Source organism: Klebsiella sp. V115_8, from assembly GCF_029967715.1.
GTDB classification, from domain to species: Bacteria; Pseudomonadota; Gammaproteobacteria; order Enterobacterales; family Enterobacteriaceae; genus Klebsiella; species Klebsiella quasipneumoniae.
Genome location: NZ_JASCAR010000031.1, coordinates 137,779 through 162,359 on the forward strand (window position 1 = coordinate 137,779; position 24,581 = coordinate 162,359).

The 24,581-nt window shown below is 62.6% G+C and carries 21 protein-coding genes; 5 read left to right on the forward strand and 16 right to left on the reverse strand.

Annotation, left to right across the window (positions count from 1 at the left end; all coding sequences use genetic code 11):
- Window positions 1–56: 56 nt before the first annotated feature.
- Window positions 57–2,486, forward strand: a complete 2,430-nt coding sequence (gene hrpB, locus QLG03_RS13900) for an ATP-dependent helicase HrpB (RefSeq protein WP_064155382.1) — start codon at window positions 57–59, stop codon at window positions 2,484–2,486.
- Window positions 2,487–2,533: 47 nt separating this feature from the next.
- Here hrpB and QLG03_RS13905 read toward each other — a convergent pair whose 3' ends face one another.
- Genes QLG03_RS13905 through QLG03_RS13970 form a run of 14 tightly spaced genes read right to left on the reverse strand, consistent with a single transcriptional unit; the run spans window position 2,534 to window position 14,277 of the window.
- Complete coding sequence (locus QLG03_RS13905) at window positions 2,534–3,334, reverse strand: A24 family peptidase (RefSeq protein WP_023292017.1); 801 nt, start codon at window positions 3,332–3,334, stop codon at window positions 2,534–2,536.
- A 14-nt stretch (window positions 3,335–3,348) separates the two neighbouring features.
- Window positions 3,349–4,077 (reverse strand): type II secretion system protein N, encoded by a 729-nt coding sequence (locus QLG03_RS13910; RefSeq protein WP_255989418.1) that lies wholly within the window; start codon window positions 4,075–4,077, stop codon window positions 3,349–3,351.
- Window positions 4,067–4,552: a type II secretion system protein M gene (locus QLG03_RS13915; RefSeq protein WP_282473648.1), complete on the reverse strand. Its 486-nt coding sequence runs from the start codon at window positions 4,550–4,552 to the stop codon at window positions 4,067–4,069. Before QLG03_RS13915 ends, QLG03_RS13910 begins: the two co-directional genes overlap by 11 nt.
- On the reverse strand, window positions 4,545–5,741 hold the full coding sequence (gene gspL / locus QLG03_RS13920) for a type II secretion system protein GspL (RefSeq protein ID WP_255989422.1): 1,197 nt from the start codon (window positions 5,739–5,741) through the stop codon (window positions 4,545–4,547). Before gspL ends, QLG03_RS13915 begins: the two co-directional genes overlap by 8 nt.
- Entirely contained in the window at window positions 5,734–6,714 is a 981-nt protein-coding gene (gene gspK, locus QLG03_RS13925) for a type II secretion system minor pseudopilin GspK (protein WP_282473649.1), read from the reverse strand. The genes gspL and gspK overlap by 8 nt, the downstream gene beginning before the upstream one ends.
- Window positions 6,711–7,307, reverse strand: a complete 597-nt coding sequence (gene gspJ, locus QLG03_RS13930; RefSeq protein ID WP_023292022.1) for a type II secretion system minor pseudopilin GspJ — start codon at window positions 7,305–7,307, stop codon at window positions 6,711–6,713. The genes gspK and gspJ overlap by 4 nt, the downstream gene beginning before the upstream one ends.
- Window positions 7,304–7,669: a type II secretion system minor pseudopilin GspI gene (gene gspI, locus QLG03_RS13935; RefSeq protein WP_255989426.1), complete on the reverse strand. Its 366-nt coding sequence runs from the start codon at window positions 7,667–7,669 to the stop codon at window positions 7,304–7,306. Before gspI ends, gspJ begins: the two co-directional genes overlap by 4 nt.
- A complete protein-coding gene (gspH, locus tag QLG03_RS13940) occupies window positions 7,666–8,181 on the reverse strand; it encodes a type II secretion system minor pseudopilin GspH (protein ID WP_023292024.1) in 516 nt (171 codons plus the stop codon). The genes gspI and gspH overlap by 4 nt, the downstream gene beginning before the upstream one ends.
- Window positions 8,181–8,603: a type II secretion system major pseudopilin GspG gene (gene gspG / locus QLG03_RS13945; protein ID WP_002889054.1), complete on the reverse strand. Its 423-nt coding sequence runs from the start codon at window positions 8,601–8,603 to the stop codon at window positions 8,181–8,183. Before gspG ends, gspH begins: the two co-directional genes overlap by 1 nt.
- Window positions 8,604–8,623: 20 nt before the next feature.
- The gene (gene gspF / locus QLG03_RS13950) at window positions 8,624–9,838 is read right to left on the reverse strand and encodes a type II secretion system inner membrane protein GspF (protein ID WP_023292025.1); all 1,215 of its coding nucleotides are present in this window, start codon (window positions 9,836–9,838) and stop codon (window positions 8,624–8,626) included.
- Between the two features lies 1 nt (window position 9,839).
- Window positions 9,840–11,333: a type II secretion system ATPase GspE gene (gene gspE / locus QLG03_RS13955; protein WP_023292026.1), complete on the reverse strand. Its 1,494-nt coding sequence runs from the start codon at window positions 11,331–11,333 to the stop codon at window positions 9,840–9,842.
- On the reverse strand, window positions 11,330–13,303 hold the full coding sequence (gene pulD / locus QLG03_RS13960; RefSeq protein ID WP_282473650.1) for a GspD family T2SS secretin variant PulD: 1,974 nt from the start codon (window positions 13,301–13,303) through the stop codon (window positions 11,330–11,332). The genes gspE and pulD overlap by 4 nt, the downstream gene beginning before the upstream one ends.
- A 9-nt stretch (window positions 13,304–13,312) precedes the next feature.
- A complete protein-coding gene (gspC, locus tag QLG03_RS13965) occupies window positions 13,313–14,155 on the reverse strand; it encodes a type II secretion system protein GspC (RefSeq protein WP_032452715.1) in 843 nt (280 codons plus the stop codon).
- Complete coding sequence (locus tag QLG03_RS13970; RefSeq protein ID WP_032429281.1) at window positions 14,140–14,277, reverse strand: hypothetical protein; 138 nt, start codon at window positions 14,275–14,277, stop codon at window positions 14,140–14,142. The genes gspC and QLG03_RS13970 overlap by 16 nt, the downstream gene beginning before the upstream one ends.
- A 184-nt stretch (window positions 14,278–14,461) precedes the next feature.
- Here QLG03_RS13970 and pulA point away from each other — a divergent pair, with 184 nt between their 5' ends.
- Both pulA and gspB read left to right on the forward strand, forming a co-directional pair.
- Window positions 14,462–17,752, forward strand: coding sequence for a pullulanase-type alpha-1,6-glucosidase (gene pulA, locus QLG03_RS13975; RefSeq protein WP_023292029.1), 3,291 nt, complete (start codon window positions 14,462–14,464; stop codon window positions 17,750–17,752).
- A 255-nt stretch (window positions 17,753–18,007) separates the two neighbouring features.
- Complete coding sequence (gene gspB, locus QLG03_RS13980) at window positions 18,008–18,565, forward strand: type II secretion system assembly factor GspB (RefSeq protein ID WP_186978084.1); 558 nt, start codon at window positions 18,008–18,010, stop codon at window positions 18,563–18,565.
- A 39-nt stretch (window positions 18,566–18,604) separates the two neighbouring features.
- Here gspB and gspS read toward each other — a convergent pair whose 3' ends face one another.
- Window positions 18,605–18,979, reverse strand: a complete 375-nt coding sequence (gspS, locus tag QLG03_RS13985) for a type II secretion system pilot lipoprotein GspS (protein ID WP_023292031.1) — start codon at window positions 18,977–18,979, stop codon at window positions 18,605–18,607.
- Window positions 18,980–19,041: 62 nt separating this feature from the next.
- Window positions 19,042–19,188 carry a hypothetical protein gene (locus QLG03_RS13990; RefSeq protein ID WP_044521095.1) on the reverse strand — a complete coding sequence of 49 codons (147 nt, stop codon included), beginning with the start codon at window positions 19,186–19,188 and terminating at the stop codon, window positions 19,042–19,044.
- Window positions 19,189–19,566: 378 nt separating this feature from the next.
- On the opposite strand from QLG03_RS13990, the gene mrcB reads away from it, so the two are divergent.
- Together mrcB and fhuA are read left to right on the forward strand one after the other, a co-directional pair.
- Window positions 19,567–22,125 carry a bifunctional glycosyl transferase/transpeptidase gene (gene mrcB / locus QLG03_RS13995; RefSeq protein ID WP_255989432.1) on the forward strand — a complete coding sequence of 853 codons (2,559 nt, stop codon included), beginning with the start codon at window positions 19,567–19,569 and terminating at the stop codon, window positions 22,123–22,125.
- 234 nt (window positions 22,126–22,359) lie between these two features.
- Window positions 22,360–24,567, forward strand: coding sequence for a ferrichrome porin FhuA (gene fhuA / locus QLG03_RS14000; protein WP_023292033.1), 2,208 nt, complete (start codon window positions 22,360–22,362; stop codon window positions 24,565–24,567).
- The last annotated feature ends 14 nt before the right edge of the window (window positions 24,568–24,581 follow it).

Genomic DNA, 24,581 nt, shown 5'->3' on the forward strand with positions numbered 1-24,581 from the left:
TGAATTAGGGGGATGCTACAATGCGAGCCCCTGAATGTTAACCCCCGGAGCCTTTTGTGTCCTCATTGCCGGTTGCCGCCGTCCTCCCAGAACTGTTATCCGCCCTGCAGCATGCGCCGCAGGTTTTGCTCAACGCGCCGACCGGCGCCGGGAAGTCGACCTGGCTGCCGCTGCAGATCCTTGCCGAGGGCAACATCACGGGACGCATTATCCTGCTGGAGCCGAGGCGTCTGGCGGCGCGCAATGTCGCGCAGCGGCTGGCTGAACTGCTCGGCGAAAAGCCGGGGGAGACCGTGGGTTACCGCATGCGCGCCGAAACCTGCGTCGGACCGCAGACCCGCCTGGAGGTGGTCACGGAGGGGATCCTGACGCGCATGATCCAGCGCGATCCCGAGCTGACGGGCGTGGGGCTGGTGATCCTCGATGAGTTTCACGAGCGCAGCCTGCAGGCGGATCTGGCGCTGGCCCTGCTGCTTGATGTCCAGCAGGGGTTACGTGACGATCTCAAACTGCTGATTATGTCGGCGACCCTCGATAACGAGCGCCTGCAGCGTCTGCTGCCGGAGGCGCCGGTGGTGGTCTCGGAGGGGCGCGCTTATCCGGTGGAGCGTCGCTTCAGCCCGCTCTCCGCGCACCAGCGTTTTGATGAGGCGGTGGCGGTAGCGGCGGCGGAGCTCCTGCGGCATGAACAAGGGTCGATGCTGCTGTTTCTGCCCGGCGTCGGCGAGATCCAGCGCGTTCTCGACCAGCTGACGGAGCGCGTGGCGGAGGATGTCATCCTCTGTCCGCTGTATGGCGCGCTGCCCCTGAGCGAGCAGCGCAAAGCGATCCTCCCGGCGCCGGCCGGGAAGCGCAAAGTGGTGCTGGCCACCAACATTGCCGAGACCAGTTTGACCATCGAGGGCATCCGCCTGGTGGTCGACAGCGCCCAGGAGCGGGTTGCCCGCTTTGACCCGCGCACCGGTCTGACCCGGCTGGTGACGCAGCGCATCAGCCAGGCATCGATGACGCAGCGCGCCGGACGCGCCGGTCGTCTCTCCCCGGGGATCTGCCTGCATTTGCTTGGCAAAGAACAGGCCGAACGAGCGGCGGCGCAGAGCGAACCGGAGATCCTGCACAGCGATCTGTCGGCGCTGTTGCTGGAGCTGCTGCAGTGGGGGTGCCACGATCCGGCTGCGCTGGCCTGGCTGGATCAGCCGCCGGCGGTGAACCTGGCCGCCGCGCGCCGCCTGCTGGAGGCGCTCTCGGCGCTGGACGGCGAGCGGCTGTCGGCGTTTGGCCGCAAAATGGCGACTCTCGGCAACGAGCCCCGGCTGGCGGCGATGCTGGCCGCTGCGCAGACCGATGACGAGGTGGCGACGGCGGCCAGGCTGGCGGCGATCCTCGAGGAGCCGCCGCGCGGCGGGCTGGTGGATTTGGCCGCCGTCTTTTCCCGTCAGCAGGCCAACTGGCAGCAGCGGGCGCAGCAGCTGATGAAGCGTCTGGCCTGCCGCAGCGGACAGCCCGACGCCGGACGAATGGCCGCGCTACTGGCGTCGGCCTTCGCCGACCGCATCGCCCGTCGCCGCGGTCAGGAGGGACGCTATCAGCTGGCGAACGGCATGGGCGCGATGCTTGACGCCGACGACGCGCTGGGCCGCCATGAGTGGCTGATCGCCCCGCTGCTGCTGCAGGGCAGCGCCTCGCCGGATGCCCGCATGCTGCTGGCTCTGCCGGTGGATATCGGCGAGCTGATCGCCGCCCGTCCCGAGCTGGCGCAGCGTTCCGACACGGTGGAGTGGGATGAAGCGCAGGGGACGCTGAAAGCCTGGCGGCGGACCGTGACGGGCCAATTGGTGATCAAGACCCAGCCGCTGGCGAAGCCATCTGAGGCGGAGCTGCATCAGGCGATGCTCAACGGTATTCGTGAGAAAGGCCTTGCGGTGCTCAACTGGACGCCAGAGGCCGAGCAGCTGCGACTGCGGCTGCAGTGTGCGGCGCAGTGGCTGCCGGAAGAGGCATGGCCCACGGTGGATGACGCTTCGCTGCTGGCCTCGCTGGAGGCATGGCTGCTGCCGCAGATGAACGGCGTTCACTCGCTGCGGGCGCTGAAGGCGTTGGATCTGCGTCAGGCGCTACAGGACTGGCTGCCGTGGCCGCTGCGCCAGAAGCTGGATCGCGAGCTGCCGACGCACTATACCGTGCCGACCGGCAGCCGTCTGGCGATCCGATACCATGCGGAGAACCCGCCGGCGCTGGCGGTGCGTATGCAGGAGATGTTCGGCGAGGCCACGACGCCGGTTATCGCCGAGGGGCGGGTGCCGCTGGTGCTGGAGCTGCTGTCGCCCGCCCAGCGTCCTCTGCAGATCACTCGCGATCTCAGCGCCTTCTGGCAGGGAAGCTACCGCGAGGTGCAAAAAGAGATGAAGGGACGTTATCCGAAACACGTCTGGCCGGACGATCCGGCCAACGCCGCCCCGACCCGGCGCAGCAAAAAATATTCGTAGCCCCAGGCGCCGGGCGGCATTCTGCCCGGCCAGGCGAACCACTCACGCTAGACCATCTGCTGCCAGAGAAAAACGCCCCCTCCCGCCAGCGCCAGCCAGGGGCCGAAGGCCAGCGGCTGCTGCAGCGACTGCCGGGTCCACAGGCGTTGCAGCAGGGTCCACGCCAGCCCGCTGGCCGAGGCGAGCAACAGCACCTGCGGCAGAGCCTGCCAGCCGCACCAGGCGCCCAGCGCCGCCAGCAGCTTAAAATCGCCATAGCCCAGGGCCTCTTTGCCGGTCAGCAGGCGGAACAGCCAGTAGACCGACCACAGCGCCAGATAACCGGCCATCGCCCCAGCGACCGCGTCCGGCAGCGCAATGTACACCTCGTTAAGATTAAACAGCAGTCCGGCCCACAGCAGGGGCAGGGTCAGGCGATCGGGCAGCAGCTGGGTCCGGGCGTCAATCCGCGCCAGTATCAGCAGGAAGGAGAGCAGCACCAGGCCGCCCGCCAGCGCCAGGCCCGGCGCGAGCAGCGCCCCGGCGAGGATAAACAGCAGGCCGGTAGCCAGCTCGGTCAGCGGATAGCTCCACGAGATGCGCGCCTGACAGCAGCGGGCGCGACGGCCTAGCCAGAGGAAGCTGAGCAGCGGGATATTGTCCCGCCAGGCTATCGGCTGGCGACACTGCGGGCAGGATGAGCCCGGCGTGCTGAGGGTTATCGGCTCGTCGTCCGCGGTTTGGGTCAGCATGCGCGGCAGACGGTAGATCACCACGTTGTAAAAGCTGCCCAGCGCCAGGCCGAACAGCAGCAGGAAACCATACCAGACAAGGGGAAAATGCAGCGATAATGCGGCTAATGTCGTCATTTTTGCTCCTTTAATCACCATTTTCCCTGCAGCTGCCACGGCGTCGGGCCCGGGGCGTTTTTCGCCATCGGGCGGGTGACCAGCAGCGCCAGCAGGGGCGGCATCCCCTGACGGGGCTGTAGCGTACCGCGAAACAGATAGCGGCCATCGGGCGACAGGGTTCCCTGGCCGCTGAGGCTCAACTGATGAGAATCCTGGCGGATGGCCAGCGCCACGGCGCCGTTCGCCGTACAGCTTAAGGCGCCACTGACCTGGGCCAGCTCCAGGCTACCGACCGGAGAGTGCAGCCGGGCCTGACGCCACTGCGCGCGTCCGGCGGTGATTTGCCGGCAGCGCCCCTCGCTGAAGTGCGCTTCGGCCAGGCTGAACGTGACCTCTCCCTCGGCGCTGACGGGCATAGTCGGCGTTAGCCAGCGTCCAAGCAGGCTGGCGGGGGCGGTGAGCCGCCCCTCCTGCAGACGCAGATCGCGGATGCCCCACAGCCGGGCCTGACCCTCCACGCCGCGGGGATCGCTGAGCGCGATCTGCCAGCCAGCCAGGGTGAGCGACCACGTCAGCCGCTCAAGCCGCACGCCGCGCCAGGAGACCGACTGCGCCGCGCCGCGCCAGATGCTGCCGCTAAGGTTGGCCACCTGTACCTCGGGCGGCAGCATCGGGACTAACAGACGCGCCGGGGCGGTGGCGGTCAACCACAGCAGATAGAGCGCCAGCAGTAGCCCACCTGAGAGCCCGTTAGCTTTCATCGTCGCGCTCCAGCAGCAGATGGTTGACCGTGACCCAGCCCGGCCGCGACGGCTGCCCGGTTACGGACAGCGAGACCACGTTGACGCCGCGCATCGCCGGGGCGTCCAGCCAGTCCATTAGCGCCTGGAAGGCGCAGGGCTGAAGGGTGACCTGCAGACGTTTCCCCTGCGGCTGCAGACGAACGACTTCCAGCCCGTGGCTCGCCGCCTCGCGCATCACCAGCGCGGTGAGCGCCTCTTTTGCCGCCGGCGCGGGCTGCTGGCTGAGCTGCTGCAGGCGCGGACCCTGCTGCGTCATCCAGCGCAGGCTGGCCTGCTCTTTCACCAGGGTTTGCCGCCACTGCGCCTCGCGGGCCCGCCAGGGCTGCCACAGCCCGTACCAGAGGGCGCAGGCTGTCAGCAATCCCGCCAGGCCGAGCAGCAGGCGCTGCTCCGACAGCGTGCGCTGCCGACACCAGATGAGCAGATTAGCCATCGTTTTCCTCCAGCGTCAGCTGTCCCTCAATGCCATCCGGCCTGGTGGTCATGTCGCCTGGCCGGACGCGAAACCGCGGCTGCGCTCGCTGGGTAAACTGCTCCAGCGCCCGGGAAGAGGCCGCGGCGATATCCAGCTGCAGACGGTTGCCTGCGGCATCCCAGCTCAGCGCCCGCAGGCGGATCCCCGGCGTTTCGCTGATGATGTTTTGCAACGCGCTGAGGCGGTCGACGAGGGGGGCATGCTGCGCCTGACGGGCAAGGGTTTGCAGATGCTGCTGCATCTGCAGTCGCGGGTTAATCACCTTTTTCTCCGTTGGAAACCAGCGATGATAGTAGGCCCGGCTGGCCTGCCGGGCGGCCTCGGCCTGACGCGCCAGATCGCGATGATCCAGCACGCTGTTAACCGCCACCAGCAGCGCCAGGGCCAGCGCGGCATACCGCGCCGGACGCCAGCTCGTCTGATCAGGCCGCCGACGGCGGACGGCGAACTCCCCCTGCAGCAGACTGAGCTTCTGCGCCGCCGGATGACTTGCGGCGAGGGAGAGCAGCGTCTGCGCAGGCTGCGCGCGCCACTCTCCCGGCGCCGCGGGTGGCGGCGAATAGCTGTCGATGACGTGCGCTTCCGCCTCGCCCTGCAGCAGCTCCGCCAGCCAGGGGGGTTCCGCCGCCATGCCGGCCCATGGCTGGTGGCGGATCAGCCACTGGTCGTCCGCCTGCACCGCGCTCCACGCCGGCGGTTGCCAGGGCAGGGCCAGCACATCGGGCGTCAACGCCAGGGGCCGTAGCGAGAGCGACTCGCAGCGCGCCAGCCAGTCGCGCATTTTTTGCCGCTGCACGGCGACGATCACGCACTGGGCCTGCTGGCGGTGGAGCAGGGCAAAATGGGTGGCTTCCACCTCGTCGGCCAGCTGCTCTTCCAGCAGGAAGGGGGCCACCTGCAGCGGCGGTTTACGCAGGCCCGCCGGCAGGGTGAGGGTGTGAAACGCGCAGTCGCTGGCCGGGATCAGCACCCAGGCCGGGTAATGCGCCGCCAGTGTCGGGAAAGGGCTGGCGTCGTCAGCCGGCCACCGGCCGCTGGCTTCGTGGTGCGGCTCGCCGGGGGCGAAGAGTTGCCAGTGCAGCGGCGCCTGCCCGGGGGCGAAGCGCACGATCAGCATGGCCTGGGGGTAAGCGTTAAACTTATTCATCAACCACCATAGAAAGTCCGTATCGCCGCTGGACGACGGTAAAGGCGCGCCCCTCCTGTTGCAGGACGCTGTGCAGCTGAAAGCGAAGGTTGCCGGTCACCACGGTGAAGGCGGCGATAAAGCGTGTGCTGTGCACCGTCAGCCAGGGACGGGCGAGCGTGGTATCGGTTTTCTGCAGCGTCGGCTGTGCGAGAAAGGCGGCGACGCTGCTCCACCCGGTTCGCGGGCGGTTGTGCAGCAGCTGTTGCGCCTCCTGCAGCGTCAGATCGCCGGGAAAGAGGGCCGCCAGCAGGGCGGCCTGGGAGGGGCGCAGGGTGTTGACATTGACCTGCAGCGCATCATCCGGCTGGACGCAGACGAAGGGGAGCAGGCGCTGATAGAGCGCGGCGTCCATTCCGGCCAGCAGGCGCAGCTCGCTGACATCCTGCATCGGCTGGTTGGCGGCGAGATAGCCCGGGGTTTGCGCCATATAGACCTCGTCTTCCGCGCCGTTCAGCCGCGGCTGGCCGTCGCTGTCCGTCCAGTCGCCGAGGGCGGCGGCTATCTGGCTGGCGCGCAGCGGCGACTCGCCGAGCAGCGCCAGCAGCCGGGCGAAGACGTCGCTCGGGTAGGGCGTACCGCCGCTGGTCTCATCCGCGCGATGGTTGATGGCATTGAGATTAAAGCAGGCGTGCCCGTCGCGGATCGTGGCGAGGATTTCGCCATCGTCGAGGGTAAAGCGGCGCCCCCCCTGCGCCCAGGTTTGCGCCAGGTTCGTTTGACTGGGCGAGTCCAGCGCGTCGCGTTGCAGTAGCGCGGCGGCCATGTTTTCCGCCGCCAGGGCGTACCATCTGGCCTGCAGATTATCGAGGGTCACGGCGGTGTGTTGATACATGACCGAGGTGCGTTCGGTCATGGCGCTGGCGAGGATCATCATCAGGGCGAGGATGAACAGCACCATCAGGAGCGCGACGCCGCGTTGCCGATTTTTCACTGGCCGCCTCCCGGGGTGAGTAAAAACAGGCGGGTTATCTCCCCGCTGTTCGCCAGCGTCAGGGTGATCTCCAGCCCCTGCGGCAGCGACTGCGAGCGGTCCCAGGTCTCCTGCCAGCGCCCGTCGGCATAAAACCGCAGGCGAAACGCCGTCACCTCGCGCAGCAGCACCCGGACCGTCGGCTGGCTGCCGGTCAGCGGATCCTGTTGATCGAAGCTGAGCCGTTCAAGCTGCTGCTGGCGCAGGCGGTAGCTGACGTTCTGGATCTCCGAGCGCGGGAGGATCCCCAGCGGATTCGGCCAGCCGCTGCGGCTGAAGGCCAGCCCCCAGTCGTCGCTCTGCAACTGGAAACGTCCGGCGAAGAAAAGCGTGTCGCTGTTTCTGGCGCGACGGGGAATGATGTGCGTGACATCATCGGCGATCTGGCGAAAGGCGCGCTGGAGGGCGGCGATCTGCTGGCTCTTCTCGCGGGTCAGGCCATCGGCGCGGATGACGTTCTGCAGCACCATCACGGCGGCGGCGCTGAGGACGGCGAGGATAGCCAGCGCCAGCAGCGTTTCAATCAGGGTGAAACCGCGCATTTTCGTTATCATGGCGACGTCACCCAGGTGCGAAGCGTCGCCAGCGGCGCGGGATCGCTTTTTTGCCGCCGGACCTCCACGTCCAGCGCCCGCAGCTGCGGCAGCGCGGTTTCCACCCCCTGCCAGCGGACGAACCAGCGCGTCCCGGCGGCCTCCACGGTGGTTTCGGACCAGCTGAGGGCGGGCCAGCGTTTCTCCAGCCGCAGCTGCACCAGCTGATTATCCGCCAGCCAGCTGGCGAGGATTTTCTCTTCCATACGCCCAAGCTGGCGCGTCTGCTGCAGGGTGGACTGCATCACCGCCAGGCCGGCGAGGGCGAAAATCACCAGCCCGACCATCACTTCGATAAGCGTCATTCCGCTCTCGCGTTTCATGGCTGCTCCCGCGCCGCCAGCGGCTGACTGTCGCCCTGGGCGTCGATGTTGATGCCCGTCGCGGCGTCAATCCGCAGCTGAAACGGCGTGACTTCGCCGCCGGGGAAGATGATCACGTCGGGCTGCTCGCCCGGCGTCCACGCCTGGCCGTCGGGAAAGCGCAGCGTCAGCCTGGCCTGCGGGAGGGTTTCCGCCGTGGTGGCGCGCCCGGCCTGCAGCGGCAGCCACTGCGCGTTGCCCCAGCGGTCGTCAGCCGCCGCCGGGGCGCCTTCATCTGCAGGCTGCAGACGCATAAACTGCCAGCGGTCAGGGTGGATGACGATCCCGAAGAGCTGGCCGGTTTGCTGCCCGCGCTCGCGGACAAAGTCCAGCTGCGCCTGAAAGCGCGCCAGGATCTGCGTGGCCTCCTGGGTGCGGGCGGAGGGAAACGCCAGCAGCACCATGCTGGCGCTGATGCCGATCAGCAGCAGGACCAGCATCATTTCCAGGAGGGTGAAACCGCGCTGAGACACTATTTCTTCCCGAGGGTCCAGTTGCCGATGTCGTCATTGGTGTCGGGCATCCCGTCCGGGCCGACGCTGAAGACGTCGATGGCGCCATGCTGACCGGGGCTTAACAGCTGATACTCATTTCCCCACGGGTCCTGCGGCAGGCGGCGGATATAGCCCCCTTCCGGGTAGTTGCGGGCATGCGGCTCGGCGGCCGGGGCGGTTACCAGCGCCTGCAGTCCCTGTTCGGTATTCGGGTAGCGGCTGTTGTCCAGCTTATACATGTCCAGCGCCCCCTCGAGCGCCACCAGATCGCTGACCACCTTCTGGCGGTCCGCTTTCTCCTTGTTGCCCATCAGGTTAGGTACCACCAGGCTGGCGAGGATGCCGAGAATGACGATCACCACCATAATTTCCAGTAACGTGAAGCCGCGTTGCCGTTGCATAGTTTTCTCCATTAATACAGTCACATACTCATAAGGGTATTCAGTTGCAGGATCGGCTGCAGGATGGCCAGCACGATAAACAGCACCATGCCGGCCATGGTGACCACCAGCAGGGGTTCAAACAGGCTGAGGGACATCTGGATCTGCGCGCTCAGCTCCCGGTCCTGGTTCTCCGCCGCGCGCTCCAGCATGGCGGTCAGCTCACCGCTCTGCTCGCCGCTGGCGATCATGTAGCGCATCATCGGCGGAAACAGCGCCGTGGCCTCCAGCGCGCGATGCAGGCTGACGCCCTCGCGCACCGATTCGCTGGCGGTCTCCAGCTGGCTGCGCGCCCAGGCATTGCTGAGGACGCCGGCGCTGATGCGCATCGACAGCAGCAGCGGTACCGCGCTGGCGTTGAGAATGCTTAAGGTGCGGGCGTAGCGCGCGCTGTTGACGCTGCGCGTCACGCGGCCGATGACCGGCAGACGCAGCAGCGCCCGGTCCCAGGCGAGCCGCCGGGCGGGCTGGCGCAGCAGATAGCGCAGCCCCAGCAGCGCCAGGAATGACAGCAGCACCAGCCAGGGGCCCGCGCTGCGCACAATGTCGCTCAGGCTCATCAGCAGCCGGGTAGAGAAGGGCAGGGCCTGTTTTAGATGGACAAACTGCTCGACGACTTTCGGCACCACGGTGGAGAGCAGAATGGCGATCACGCTGATGGCGACCAGCGTCAGCACGATGGGGTAGATCATCGCCTGTAGCAGGCGGGCGCGAAGCTGCTGGCGCTGCTCGGTATAGTCCGCCAGCCGGTTCAGCACGCCGTCGAGATGGCCGGAGGTTTCGCCGGCCGCCACCATGGCGCAGAACAGGCCATCGAAACAGGCGGGATAGGCGCGCATCGCCTCCGCCAGCGAATGGCCTTCAAGCACTTTGCTGCGCACCCCGGCCATTAACGTTCTCAGCGACGCCTTTTCGCACTGCTGGGCGACGGCATCGAGCGCTTTTTCCAGCGGAATGCCGGCGGCGACCAGGGTGGCCAGCTGGCGAGTGAGCAGGGCTAAATCACCGGCGCTGGTGCGCCGGGCGATCAGCCCGCCGCGCCACAGCCGGCTCGCCGGGTCGGCGGCGGCCACTTCCAGCGCCAGCCAGCCCTTGTCCCGCAGCAGCTGGCGGGCGTGGCGGGCGGAGTCGGCCTGTTGAACGCCGCGGCGGGTTTTGCCCTGCGCGTCCAGCGCCTGATAGCGAAAGAGGGCCATCTCAGACGCTGTCCGCCGTTTGCTGTTCGGTGACCCGCATCACCTCCTCCCAGCTGGTGATCCCCGCCAGCGCTTTATCGCGCCCGGCATGGCGCAGGGTCTGCCAGGCTGGCCCCAGCTGCTGGATCAGGGTGATCTCATTTTCGCCGCGGTGGATGGCGGCGCGGACGCGGTCGTCAATGAGCAGCAGCTCGTGAATGCCGGTGCGTCCGCGATAGCCGGTGAAATTACACCGGGCGCAGCCTTTTGGCTGCCACAGCGGCGTACCGGCCGGGACCGCCATCTGCCGGGCGGCGTCAGCATCCGCCTGCCAGGGCTGACGACAGTGCGGGCACAGCCGACGCACCAGCCGCTGCGACATCACCGCCAGCAGCGAAGTAGAGAGTAAAAAGGGCTCCACCCCCATATCCTGCAGGCGGGAAACGGCCCCCAGCGCGCTGTTGGTGTGCAGCGTCGACAGCACCAGGTGGCCGGTCAGCGACGCCTGGACGGCGATCTGGGCGGTTTCGCCATCGCGGATTTCGCCCACCAGCACCACGTCCGGATCCTGGCGCAGTATGGCGCGCAGGCCGCGGGCGAAGGTCATCTCGACTTTGGCGTTGACCTGGGTCTGGCCGATACCTTCCAGCTCATACTCCACCGGATCTTCAATGGTCATGATGTTGCGCTCCCGGGCGTCGAGGCGGCTAAGGGCGGCGTAGAGCGTTGTGCTTTTCCCGGATCCGGTCGGCCCGGTGACCAGAATGATGCCGTGTGGCCGGGCGATCAGCGCGTCGACCTGGTCAAGCAGGGCGGGGGGCATGCCCAGCGTCTGCAGATCCAGGTTGACGCTGTTTTTGTCCAGCAGGCGCAGCACCACGCGTTCGCCGTGGCTGGAGGGCAGGGTGGAGACGCGCACGTCTATCGCCCGCCCGCCGATACGCAGCGCCATGCGGCCATCCTGGGGCACCCGTTTTTCGGCAATGTCCAGGCTCGCCATCACCTTGATGCGCGAAATGAGCAGCGCGGCCAGCCGCCGCTGCGGGCGCAGAATTTCCCGCAGCATGCCGTCGACGCGAAAGCGAATTTGCAAATGGCGCTCATAGGTTTCGATATGGATATCGGAGGCTTTCTCTTTGATGGCCTCGGTGAGCATGGCGTTGATCAGACGGATAATCGGCGCATCGTCTTCGCTGTCGAGCAGATCGTCGGTATCCGGCAGCTCTTCGGCGAGGGTATAGAGGTCAAGCTCATTGCCGATGTCGGCCATCATCCGGTGCGCTTCCGCCGAGTCGCGCTGATAGCTGAGCACCAGCACTTTCTCGAACGCTTCCGGCGCCAGACGGCTGACGCTCATCGGCCCGTCCGCCAGGCGGCGCGCTTCCAGCAGCGCCCGGGCGGCGGTATCAGCGCGGCACAGCGCTTCGCAGCGTTCGCCGTCGCTGAGCAGCACCAGATGGTGCGCGCGGGCCCACGCGAAGGGCAACAGCGGACGGCGTTCGGCGGCTGGCGTCATGGGCGGCCTCCGAGGTTAAAGGCGTCAATGGCGGCGCTAACCTGGCGGAAGGCCTGGGTCTCCTGCTGCGGATAGATGTGCAGCAGATCGTTGCTGAGCGATGCTTCGCTGCTCTCTTTGCCCCGCTGTTTGGTTTGCGCATCGTTGAAGGCGGTGTACTGGCCGGAGGAGGCCCGGCGGTACTCATCGCGGTCGCGAATAATGGTCGGGCGGATAAACAGCATCAGGTTGCGTTTCGACACTTTCTTGCTGTCGGAGCGGAACAGCGCGCCGATCACCGGGATGTCGCCGAGCAGCGGCACTTTGTCGGCGCTATCGGTGACGCTTTTATCCAGCAGCCCGCCAACCACCACCGTTTCGCCGCTGCCCACCAGCACGGCGTTATTCACCGTCCGGGTATTAAAGGTCGCCCCGAGATCGCTGCTGGTGCTGGAGGCCGAATCGGCGACGCTCGATACTTCCTGCTCAATCTCCAGCAGCACGGCATCGCCTTCGTTAATCTGCGGTTTCACCTTCAGCTTAATGCCCACGGTTTTGCGCTCGACGGTATTGAAGATGTTGTCGCCGGAGGTGGTTTGCGAGCCGGTTAACACCGGGACTTCCTGGCCGACGTTGAAGGTGGCTTGCATATTGTCGAGGGTGACGATGCTGGGGGTGGCCAGAATATCGTTCTTGGTACTGCTGGAGAGGGCGGTGAGCAGCATCGCCCAGTTCCCCTGGTAGAAGCCGGCGGCGATACCGTTAAACGAGCCGAGGGCGCTGGCCAGCGAGCTGCTGATGGTACCGTCTTTGTTGTACTGGTTGGCGCCGGCGATCGCGGTGGAGATCGGCAATCCGCTGTTGGTAAACTGGGTCATGCCGGCGTTTTTATTGGCCCACTGGATACCGAGGTTGAGTCCGTCGGCATCCTGCACTTCGGCGATAATCGCCTCCACCAGCACCTGCGGGCGGCGGATATCCAGCTGGGCGATCACCCGCTCCAGATCGTTCATCACGTCCGGCGCCACGGTGACGATCAGGGCGTTGGTCTGGCCGTGGGCTTTGATAATAATATTTTTATCGATCGCGGCCACCGGCTTGGCGCTTTGCTTATCGTTCTGCAGCGAGCTGCTGATCCCGGTCAGGACCTCCACCAGATCGGCGGCTTTGGCGTACTTCAAGTAGATCACTTTGGTGTTGCCCTGCACCGCCTGCTGGCGGTCGAGCTGTTTGATCATGGCGATAATGCGCTGGCGCGAGTTTGGCTCGCCGCTCACCAGCACCGAGTTGGTGCGCTCATCGGCCACCACGTTCGCCACCATCGATCCCGGCAGCGCCGACTTGCTGGTGTCTTTATTGAGTTCGGTAACCAGTTTGACCACCTCCGCGGCGGAGGCCCAGGAGAGAGGCACGGTCACCACGCTGCGATCCCCGGCGTTGTCGACGCGTTCGACAATGGTCAGCAGGCGTTTGATCACCGCCGCGCGGCCGGTCATCAGCAGGACGTTGGAAGGTTCATAATGGACCACGCTGCCGGCGCCAGCGTTATCGTTCAGCTGGCGGAGCAGCGGCGCGAGATCGCGAGCGGCGACGTTGGTCAGGGGCACCACCCGGGTTACGACCTCATCGCCTTCGCCCGGCGCGGCCTCGCTGGCGACCGGAACGGCCGAGGTCTTGGCATCTTTGGCGCGGACCACCTTCAGCACGCCGTTATTCATATTAATCACGGCGAAGCCATATACATCCAGCACGCTGAGGAAGAATTGATAATATTGCTCTTCATTGAGCATATCGTAACTGCGCACGGTGATAGTGCCGCGTACGCTGGGATCGATAATCACCGTTTTATTCAGGTTTTTGCTGACGGTATTGATAAATTCCTGGATATCGGTGCCTTTAAAACTGGCGGAAAATTCCTCCGCGGCGGCCGGAGAAAATAGCAGCGGGGTTAATATCAGCAGCGCAGGAAGCATTTTTCGCAGGCGTTTCATGGTTGGCAATTATTCATCCCCCAGGGAGAAAGCAATATCGTGTCGTTGGCCTTCCCGCTCAACGGTTAGCGTTATTTCGGTCATATCGGCCAGATTCTGCAGCGCCTGTTGCGCTTGTTCCTGATCGCGTAAATCGATGCCATTTAAGGCGATCGCCAAATCATTTGCCTGCAGGCCGGCCTGGCGAAACAGCGAGGCGTCTTTGCCAGGGTTAAGTCGGTAGCCCTGCAGTTTGTCGCCGCTGAGTACCGGCGAAATCGTTAAATAAGTGAGGATATTTTGCGGCTGCTCACGGAGTCGCTTCATAAGGGGCGGACGGGGCGCGGCGGCGGGCGATGACGACGACGCGCGGGTATCGTTAAATAATAAAATGGCCTCCTGGCGCCCCTGATAGTTGACGATGATCCGGTCTGGCAGGATGGCAGCGATCTGTGCATCGTATCCCGGGGTGGTATCGCCGACGCTAAGGCTAACCTGCTGATTTCCTTTTTCAATAATCGCGATGGAACGCGCCGGGTTGCTGCTGGCGAGCAGCCCGGCCAGGCGTAGCTTCAGGCTGGAAACCGGCACCTGATCGAGGCTAGTGGCCTCCGCTGGCGCGGGGGGATTTTTCGTCGCCAGGCCAAACAGGGTAAACGCGGGCCGCACGTTTTTTAATTCCGGTTCCGCTGCCGGAGGCGCGGTTAACGGCAGGGCGGAAATATCCTCAGAACTGACAGGGAATACCACTCGCCAGGTTAATTTCGCCAGCTGCGGAATGGCGGTTATTAATATGATGAGCGTCACAATTCGGGGTAATAATTTAATTATCCCTTTATTTATATTTGTTAACCCCATCACAGAAATTGGCATTTTAATCCCTTTGCTAATTTATTTTTCTGCACGCTGGCGTAATACCCTACCGAAACAGGTAGGTGATTATTGGCTTTTGAATGAATTATTGCCGGAGAATGGCGATAAGCGTGGCGAATCATAATCAGTTTGCGGTTTGCGGTCGTCATTCCCTTTATTCATTTACTCCCCCGGCTTCCTACGCCCCCCTCTCATTTGTGGGGGATGATTGCGCCTGAGAAAGCAAAAATATCTAATTAGCGCGCTGTAAAGATATTCATCCTTTCTTACCTTTTATAATTTAATAAGCATATTAGGGACTATCGAATGCTCAGATATACCTGTCATGCCCTATTTCTTGGATCGTTAGTATTATTGAGTGGCTGTGATAACAGCTCTTCCTCCTCTTCCTCTGGCTCACCTGGCGAACCCGGTAATCCTGGCACGCCCGACCCGCAGGATGTCGTCGTCCGTTTACCGGACGTTGCCGTCCCTGGCGAAGCGGTACAAGCCTCTGCCAACCAGGCTGTCATTCACCTCGTCGATATCGCCGGCATCACCAGCAGCGCGCCGGCCGACTATGCCAGCAAAAACCTCTATCTGTGGAATAACGAAACCTGTGATGCGCTGAGCGCGCCGGTGGCGGACTGGAATGATGTCAGCACCACGCCGACCGGCAGCGACAAATATGGCCCTTACTGGGTGATCCCGCTGACTAAAGAGAGCGGGTGTATCAACGTGATCGTCCGCGATGGCACCAATAAGCTTATCGACAGCGACCTGCGCGTCTCTTTCAGTGATTTCACCGATCGGACGGTATCGGTCATCGCCGGCAACAGCGCGGTCTATGACTCCCGCGCCGACGCCTTCCGCGCCGCCTTTGGCGTGGCGCTGGCCGATGCGCACTGGGTCGATAAGACCACTCTGCTGTGGCCGGGCGGGGAAAATAAACCCATTGTGCGTCTCTATTACAGCCACAGCAGTAAGGTGGCCGCCGACAGTAACGGCGAATTTACCGATAAGTATGTCAAGCTGACCCCGACCACCGTCAGCCAGCAGGTGAGCATGCGCTTCCCGCATCTCGCCAGCTATCCTGCCTTTAAGCTGCCGGATGACGTCAACGTCGAGGAATTGCTGCAGGGCGAGACGGTGGCGATATCCGCCGAAAGCGACGGGATACTGAGCTCCGCCACCCAGGTGCAGACCGCCGGCGTGCTGGATGATACCTATGCCGCCGCCGCCGAGGCGCTGAGCTATGGCGCCCAGCTAACCGATAGCGGCGTGACCTTCCGCGTCTGGGCGCCCACGGCGCAGCAGGTCGAGCTGGTGCTCTACAGTGCGGACAAGAAAGTGGTTGCCAGTCACCCGATGACCCGCGACAGCGCCTCCGGCGCCTGGTCCTGGCAGGGAGGGAGCGACCTGAAAGGCGCGTTCTACCGCTACGCGATGACGGTCTACCACCCGCAGTCGCGCAAAGTCGAGCAGTACGAAGTGACCGATCCCTACGCCCACAGTTTGTCGACCAACTCGGAGTACAGCCAGGTGGTCGATCTGAACGACAGCGCGCTGAAGCCGGAAGGCTGGGACGGGCTGACGATGCCGCACGCGCAGAAAACCAAAGCTGACCTGGCGAAGATGACGATCCACGAATCGCATATTCGCGATCTCTCCGCCTGGGATCAAACCGTTCCTGCGGAGCTGCGCGGTAAGTATCTGGCGCTCACCGCCCAGGAGAGCAATATGGTCCAGCATCTGAAGCAGCTGTCGGCCTCGGGCGTGACCCATATTGAGCTGCTGCCGGTCTTCGATCTGGCGACGGTCAATGAGTTCAGCGACAAAGTCGCCGATATTCAGCAGCCGTTCAGTCGCCTGTGCGAGGTCAACAGCGCGGTGAAGAGCAGCGAGTTCGCGGGCTATTGCGACAGCGGTTCGACGGTTGAAGAGGTGCTGACTCAGCTGAAGCAGAACGACAGTAAGGATAACCCGCAGGTGCAGGCGTTGAATACGCTGGTGGCGCAGACCGACTCCTATAACTGGGGCTACGATCCGTTCCACTACACAGTACCGGAAGGATCCTACGCCACCGACCCGGAAGGCACGGCGCGCATTAAAGAGTTCCGCACCATGATTCAGGCGATCAAGCAGGATCTGGGAATGAACGTCATTATGGACGTGGTGTACAACCACACCAACGCCGCCGGCCCGACCGACCGCACCTCGGTGCTGGATAAGATCGTCCCCTGGTACTATCAGCGTCTGAACGAAACCACCGGCAGCGTGGAATCGGCCACCTGTTGCTCCGACTCGGCGCCAGAGCACCGGATGTTCGCCAAGCTTATCGCCGATTCACTGGCGGTATGGACCACCGATTATAAGATCGATGGCTTCCGCTTCGACCTGATGGGCTACCACCCGAAAGCGCAGATCCTCTCGGCCTGGGAACGCATTAAAGCGCTGAACCCGGATATCTACTTCTTTGGCGAAGGCTGGGATTCCAACCAGAGCGATCGCTTTGAAATTGCCTCGCAAATCAATCTCAAAGGCACCGGGATCGGCACGTTCTCCGATCGTCTGCGCGACGCCGTGCGCGGCGGCGGACCGTTCGACTCCGGCGATGCATTGCGCCAGAACCAGGGCGTGGGCAGCGGGGCCGGCGTTCTGCCGAATGAGCTGACCACCCTGACCGACGATCAGGCGCGCCACCTCGCCGATCTGACCCGTCTCGGCATGGCCGGTAACCTTGCGGACTTCGTGCTGATCGACAAAGACGGCGCGGTGAAGAGAGGCAGCGAGATTGATTATAACGGCGCGCCTGGCGGCTACGCGGCTGATCCGACGGAAGTCGTGAACTATGTGTCAAAACACGACAACCAGACGCTGTGGGACATGATCAGCTACAAAGCCGCTCAGGAGGCGGATCTCGACACCCGCGTCCGGATGCAGGCGGTGTCGCTGGCCACGGTCATGCTCGGCCAGGGGATCGCCTTTGACCAGCAGGGCTCGGAGCTGCTGCGCTCCAAATCCTTTACCCGCGACTCGTATGATTCCGGCGACTGGTTTAACCGCGTGGATTACTCCCTGCAGGACAACAACTACAACGTCGGTATGCCGCGCAGCAGCGATGATGGCAGCAACTATGACATCATCGCCCGCGTGAAGGACTGGGTGGCCACCCCGGGTGAAGCCGAGCTCAAGCAGATGACCGCGTTTTATCAGGAGCTGACCGCGCTGCGTAAGTCATCTCCGCTGTTTACCCTCGGCGACGGCGCGACGGTGATGCAGCGTGTGGACTTCCGCAATACCGGCGCCGATCAGCAGACCGGTCTGCTGGTGATGACCATCGATGACGGGATGCAGGCTGGCGCCAGTCTGGACAGCCGCGTCGACGGCATCGTGGTGGCGATTAACGCCGCCCCGGAAAGCCGGACGCTGCAGGATTTCGCCGGCACATCGCTCCAGCTGAGCGCCATCCAGCAGGCGGCGGGCGACCGTTCGCTGGCCAGCGGCGTGCAGATTGCCGCTGACGGCTCGGTCACGCTGCCGGCCTGGTCGGTTGCTGTTCTCGAATTGCCGCAGGGCGAATCGCAGGGCGCCGGCCTGCCGGTGAGCAGTAAATAACGTGACGTGGGGCGCCCGTAAGGGCGCCTCTGGCTGATGACAAACCTGGTTTGATATTGTGCCGCCTTTCTGCCGGGTGGCGGCTTTCGCCTTACCCGGCCTGTGAAGGACTGCAATATCAAACCGTTATGCAGTTAGCTGTAGGCCCGCGCAAGCGCAGCGCCGCCGGGCAATCCCTGAAGATTGCGCTTTGTCAGCCGTTTGGGGCGCCCGTAAGGGCGCCTTCTCGTTATCGTGAGGGAACAGGAGAACGTGGTGATTGTTCGTGATGACAGTGAAAGAGGGATCCCCCCGCTGGTGGCGCATCAGCCGCCTTCCGCGCAGGCGGACGCGCCGGTGATCCGCGGCCGGATGGTGCAGATCCCAGGCTGGATTATCCCGCTGTACGCCGGATTATTATTCGCGCTCGGCTGGTTTGGCGGAGAGCAGTGGCGTCATCCGGCACCGCCGCAAACGCTGCCCTTGCCGGTGGCGCATGCGGCGCTTCTGCCGTTAACCACTGCCAGAGAGGCCACGCCAAAGACGCCGCCGCCGGCGACAAAACCCAGCGCGCCCGCCGCGCCGGTGGTGGACAGCGATACGCTGCCGCCTCTGCGCTATAGCGCGCATGTCTACGCCTCGTTAGCGGAAAAGCGCAGCATTGTGTTAAATGGCAAAGCGTGGACGGAGGGCGACTCCCCGCTGCCCAATCTGGTGGTGGAGCAGATCCAGCAGGATGTGACGATCTTTAGCTTCAACGGCACAACCTTTACCCTCGCGGCGCTGGAGGACTGGCCCGGCGGGAAAATTGACGAGGAGCCGAAAGGCGAATAAGGGGCACGCGCAATAAAATGCGCGTTGAAGATATTTTGTTTAGTCGCCGCGCAGGCTGGCAATAAAGGGAGCAAGCTGGCGATTAAATTGACTGCACTGCGCGGCTTCCGGGGTGCTGTCCTGTAAAAGCTGTTGGTAAAGCCGGTCGCTATTTTGGCTTAACGTTGCCGGGTCAATATTTCCCCAGCCGCGCGCTTTGCCGACATTCACCGCCGCGCGATAAATAGCTTCATCGGCGGGCAGATCGCTACGATTACATTTATTCTTGAGATAGCGCGTTCCTGCCGCCACGGACGAGAGCTGCTCGAGCTGCGCCTGGCTACTGATGGCCGGACTGAGCGTTGAGGCGGGTTTCTGTTGGCAGCCAGAGAGCACGGCCACCACGCAAAGCGGAAATATAAGCGGAATGCGCATAGTAGAGTAATCAAAATAATGAATCACTGGCCGCTAGTTTAACAAATATTTCCCTGGTGTCATCATAAAATATGATTCTGCATAAATGTTAACAGGCTCTCATTTTTATTGGCAGAAACTCGATTAATCCCCTTTACTTCTTTCAATAATAAACATTGGCGGCCGGAAAATATATTTTCTGCGGCAGATGATGCCGCCGCATTTGGCATCAGGGCGAGCGTCATTTTTTATGTTATTAAAAAACATACTCTTTCCCATCTTGTTACGTGAGTACGAGGTAAAATGCTGGTTAAGAATGTCGCATTTTAGTGCTATCCTGTATGCCCTGAACATTACGTGCTATGTTCTGACTCATTCTGCCAGTGATGCGTTTAACACAATGATTTTATGGTGAATTTTTATTGTTAGTATCATGTGAAACGAAGCAAACCAACCCTTTGAAAGGTGGGCGGCGCGTTCTGCCCGCCAGCAGGTTGTCGTCCCGAGGGTAAGCAGCCAGGACGTTAATTTGAGAGATTTCTTCTTCCTCTGAACAGGGGAAGTATTGAGAATCAGGCCTTTGCGCCTGAACGTTGCGGAGAAAAAGCATGGCGGGAGATGACCGCGAGCCTATCGGACGTAAGGGAAGACCCTCACGTCCGACAAAACAGAAAGTCACCCGTCGCCGGGTCCGGGAAGAGGACTACGACGACGAGTATGATGACGATGATTATGAGGATGAGAAACCGGTGCCGAGAAAAGGCAAAGGCAAAGGTGGTAAGCCTCGTCGTAAGCGCAGCTGGCTGTGGCTGCTGGTCAAGCTGGGGATTGTCTTCGCGGTGCTGATTGCCGCCTATGGCGTCTACCTCGACCAGAAAATCCGCAGCCGCATTGACGGTAAAGTCTGGGAGCTGCCGGCCGCGGTCTATGGCCGAATGGTGAACCTTGAGCCGGACATGCAGATCAGCAAAAACGAGATGGTGCGTCTGCTGAACGCCACCCAGTATCGTCAGGTCAGCGCGATGACGCGTCCCGGCGAATATACGGTGCAGGCCAACAGCATCGAGATGATCCGCCGTCCGTTCGATTTCCCGGACAGTAAAGAAGGGCAGGTGCGCGCGCGTCTGACCTTCGACGGCGACCATCTGGAAACCATCGAGAATATGGATAACAACCGCCAGTTCGGTTTCTTCCGCCTCGATCCGCGGCTTATCACCATGCTGCAGTCGCCGAACGGCGAGCAGCGTCTGTTCGTGAAGCGCAGCGGCTTCCCCGATCTGCTGGTGGATACGCTGCTGGCGACCGAAGACCGCCACTTCTACGAGCATGATGGTATCAGCCTCTATTCCATCGGCCGTGCGGTGCTGGCGAACCTGACGGCAGGCCGGACGGTGCAGGGGGCAAGTACCCTGACCCAGCAGCTGGTGAAAAACCTGTTCCTCTCCAGCGAACGTTCCTACTGGCGTAAAGCCAACGAAGCGTACATGGCGCTGATCGTCGACGCCCGCTACAGCAAGGATCGCATCCTTGAGCTGTATATGAACGAGGTGTACCTCGGTCAGAGCGGCGATAACGAAATTCGCGGCTTCCCGCTGGCCAGCCTGTACTACTTTGGCCGTCCGGTGGAAGAGCTGAGCCTCGACCAGCAGGCGCTGCTGGTGGGGATGGTGAAAGGGGCCTCGGTCTATAACCCGTGGCGCAACCCGAAACTGGCCCTTGAGCGACGCAATCTGGTGCTGCGTCTGCTGCAGCAGCAGCAGGTCATCGACCAGGAGCTGTACGACATGCTGAGCGCGCGACCGCTGGGCGTGCAGCCGCGCGGCGGGGTGATTTCACCACAGCCGGCGTTTATGCAGATGGTGCGTCAGGAGCTGCAGGCGAAGCTGGGCGATAAAGTGAAAGATCTCTCCGGCGTGAAGATCTTCACGACCTTCGACTCGGTGGCGCAGGATGCCGCGGAAAAAGCGGCCACCGAAGGGATCCCGGTACTGAAGAAACAGCGCAAGCTGGCAGATCTGGAAACCGCCATGGTGGTGGTGGACCGCTTTACCGGTGAAGTGCGGGCGATGGTCGGCGGCGCGGAGCCGCAGTTCGCCGGCTACAACCGTGCGATGCAGGCCCGACGGTCGATTGGTTCTCTGGCCAAGCCGGCGACCTATCTGACCGCGCTGAGCCAGCCGAACCAGTATCGCCTGAATACGTGGATCGCCGATGCGCCAGTGACTATTCGCCTGTCCAACGGCCAGACCTGGTCGCCGCAGAACGACGATCGTCGCTTCAGCGGCCAGGTGATGCTGGTGGATGCCCTGACCCGTTCGATGAACGTGCCGACGGTTAACCTCGGGATGGCGCTGGGCTTGCCGGCGGTGGTCGATACCTGGACCAAACTGGGGGCGCCGAAGAATCAGCTCAACGCCGTGCCGGCGATGCTGCTTGGCGCGCTGAACCTGACGCCAATTCAAGTGGCCCAGGCCTTCCAGACCATCGCCAGCGGCGGCAACCGTGCGCCACTCTCCGCCCTGCGGTCAGTGATTGCGGAAGATGGCACGGTGCTGTATCAGAGCTACCCGCAGGCGGAGCGCGCGGTGCCTGCCCAGGCGGCCTACATGACGCTGTGGACCATGCAGCAGGTGGTGCAGCGCGGGACGGGGCGTCAGCTGGGCGCGAAGTATCCTGGCCTCCATCTGGCGGGGAAAACCGGGACCACCAACAATAACGTCGATACCTGGTTTGCCGGGATCGACGGTAGCCAGGTGACCATCACCTGGGTGGGTCGCGATAATAACCAGCCAACCAAACTGTACGGCGCCAGCGGTGCGATGTCGATTTACCAGCGTTATCTGGCGAACCAGACGCCAACGCCGCTGGTGCTGACGGCGCCTGAGGACGTGGTCGACATGGGCGTGGACAGCAACGGCAACTTCGTCTGCAGCGGCGGTATGCGTTCGCTGCCGGTGTGGACGACGCAGCCGGATGCGCTGTGCCGCCAGGGCGAGATGATGCAGCAGCAGCAGTTGCAGCAGCAGGAAGCGAACAACCCGTTCAATCAGTCCGGGCAGCAGCAGCCTCAGCAGCAACAGCAGCAACAGCAGCAGCAGCCGCCGAAGCAGCAGGAGAAGAGCGACGGCGTCGCGGGCTGGATCAAGGATATGTTCGGCAGTAACTGATTTAAGCCCTAAGACCAGACCCCTTAAGACGAAAGTATTAAGGGGTTTTTTTATGCCTGTAAAAAAGTTAACGGCTCTTTAACTCCATAATAACTATCTGGTTATTAATTCAGCCTTCAACCCGCAGCGACAGGCATATCGCTTGCCTTGCCTTCAACGTTTCGCCTATTATATCGCCCGTCATAATAATAATTCTCGTTTACGTTATCATTCACTTTCATCAGAGATATACCCATGGCGCGTCCAAAAACTGCTCAGCCAAACCACTCGCTGCGTAAAGTCGCAGCTGTAGTAGCCACGGCGGTTAGCGGCATGTCTGTCTACGCACAGGCAGCAGAACAACCGAAGCAAGAAGAAACCATTACCGTCGTTGCCGCCCCGGCCGCCCAGGAAAGCGCCTGGGGACCGGCGCCGACCATCGCGGCGAAACGCTCCGCCACGGCGACGAAAACCGATACCCCGATAGAAAAAACGCCGCAGTCTGTGTCGGTGGTGACGCGCCAGGAGATGGAGATGCGTCAGCCGACGACGGTAAAAGAGGCGCTTTCCTATACGCCAAGCGTCTTCTCCACCCGCGGCAGTTCGACCACCTATGACGTGGTCACCATTCGCGGCTTCACCACCTCGACGACCGTCAACACCAACCAGTATCTGGACGGCATGAAGCTGCAGGGGAATAACTACTCTGAAGTCTCCATGGATCCTTACTTCCTGGAGCGCGTGGAAGTGATGCGCGGGCCAACCTCGGTGCTGTACGGCAACAGCAACCCGGGCGGTATCGTCAGCATGGTCAGCAAACGCCCGACCACCGAGCCGCTGAAAGAAGTGCAGTTTAAGATGGGCACCGACAATCTGTGGCAGACCGGGTTTGACTTCAGCGACGCCATTGATGATGCCGGCGTCTGGTCCTACCGCCTGACCGGCCTGGGCCGCAGCCAGGATGCCCAGCAGCAGATGGCGAAATCGACCCGCTACGCGGTGGCGCCCTCCTTTAGCTGGCGTCCGGACGATAAAACCGACTTCACCTTCCTGAGCAACTTCCAGAATGATCCGGATGCGGGCTACTACGGCTGGCTGCCGCGCGAAGGCACCGTGGTGCCGTATTACGACGCCAACGGTAAGGCGCATAAGCTGCCGACCGATTTCAACGAAGGCGAGGCGGATAATAAAATCTCCCGCCGCCAGAAGATGGTGGGCTACAGCTTCTCCCATCAGTTCGATGACACCTTTACCGTGCGGCAGAACCTGCGCTATGCCGATGTGCATACGCTCTATCGTTCGGTGTACGGCAACGGCTATGTCGCGCCGGGCTACATGAATCGCGCCTATGTGCGCTCCGACGAGCACCTGAACACCTTCACCGTCGATACTCAGCTGCAGTCTGATTTCGCCACCGGCGCGGTTAGCCATACCCTGCTGACCGGCGTGGACTACTCGCGGATGCGTAACGATGTGGATGCCGACTACGGGACGGCGGATCCCATCAGCATGAACAATCCGCAGTACGGCAACCCGAATATTCAGGTCACCTTCCCGTACGCGGTGCTCAACCGGATGGAGCAGACTGGCCTGTACGCGCAGGATCAGATGGAGTGGGATAAATGGGTGATGACCCTGGGCGGCCGTTACGATTACGCCACGACCTCAACGTTAACCCGCGCCACCAACAGCCTGGCGGAGAACCACGACCAGCAGTTCAGCTGGCGCGGCGGCATCAACTACCTGTTCGATAACGGTATCTCTCCGTACTTCAGCTACAGCGAATCGTTTGAACCGGTATCGGGATCCAGCAGCAGCGGTAAGCCGTTCGATCCGTCGCGCGGTAAGCAGTATGAAGCCGGCGTGAAATATGTGCCGAAAGATATGCCGGTGGTGGTCACCGCGGCGGTCTATCAGCTGACCAAAGACAAGAACCTGACGGCGGATCCGGCTAACCAGGCGTTCAGCATCCAGACCGGCGAAATCCGCTCCCGCGGCCTTGAGCTGGAGGCGAAGGCGGCGGTGAACGCCAATATTAACGTCACCGCAGCCTACAGCTACACCGATGCGGAGTACACTCACGATACGGTGTTCAACGGCAAACGTCCGGCGGAAGTGCCGCGTAACATGGCCTCCCTGTGGGCGGATTATACCTTCCACGAAACCGCGCTGAGCGGTCTGACGATTGGGGCCGGGGCGCGCTATATCGGTTCAACGGTCAGCTACTACAAAAATGACACCAGCACCGGTAAGAAAAATGATGCCTTTAGTGTGGCCGGTTATGCGCTGATGGATGCGACGGTGAAATACGATCTGGCGCGCTTTGGCCTGCCGGGCTCGTCGGTCGGCGTCAACGTCAACAACCTGTTCGACCGCGAATATGTCTCCAGTTGCTACAGCGAATACGCCTGCTACTGGGGGGCCGGACGTCAGGTCGTCGCCACCGCCACCTTCCGTTTCTAACCACCTACGGGCGC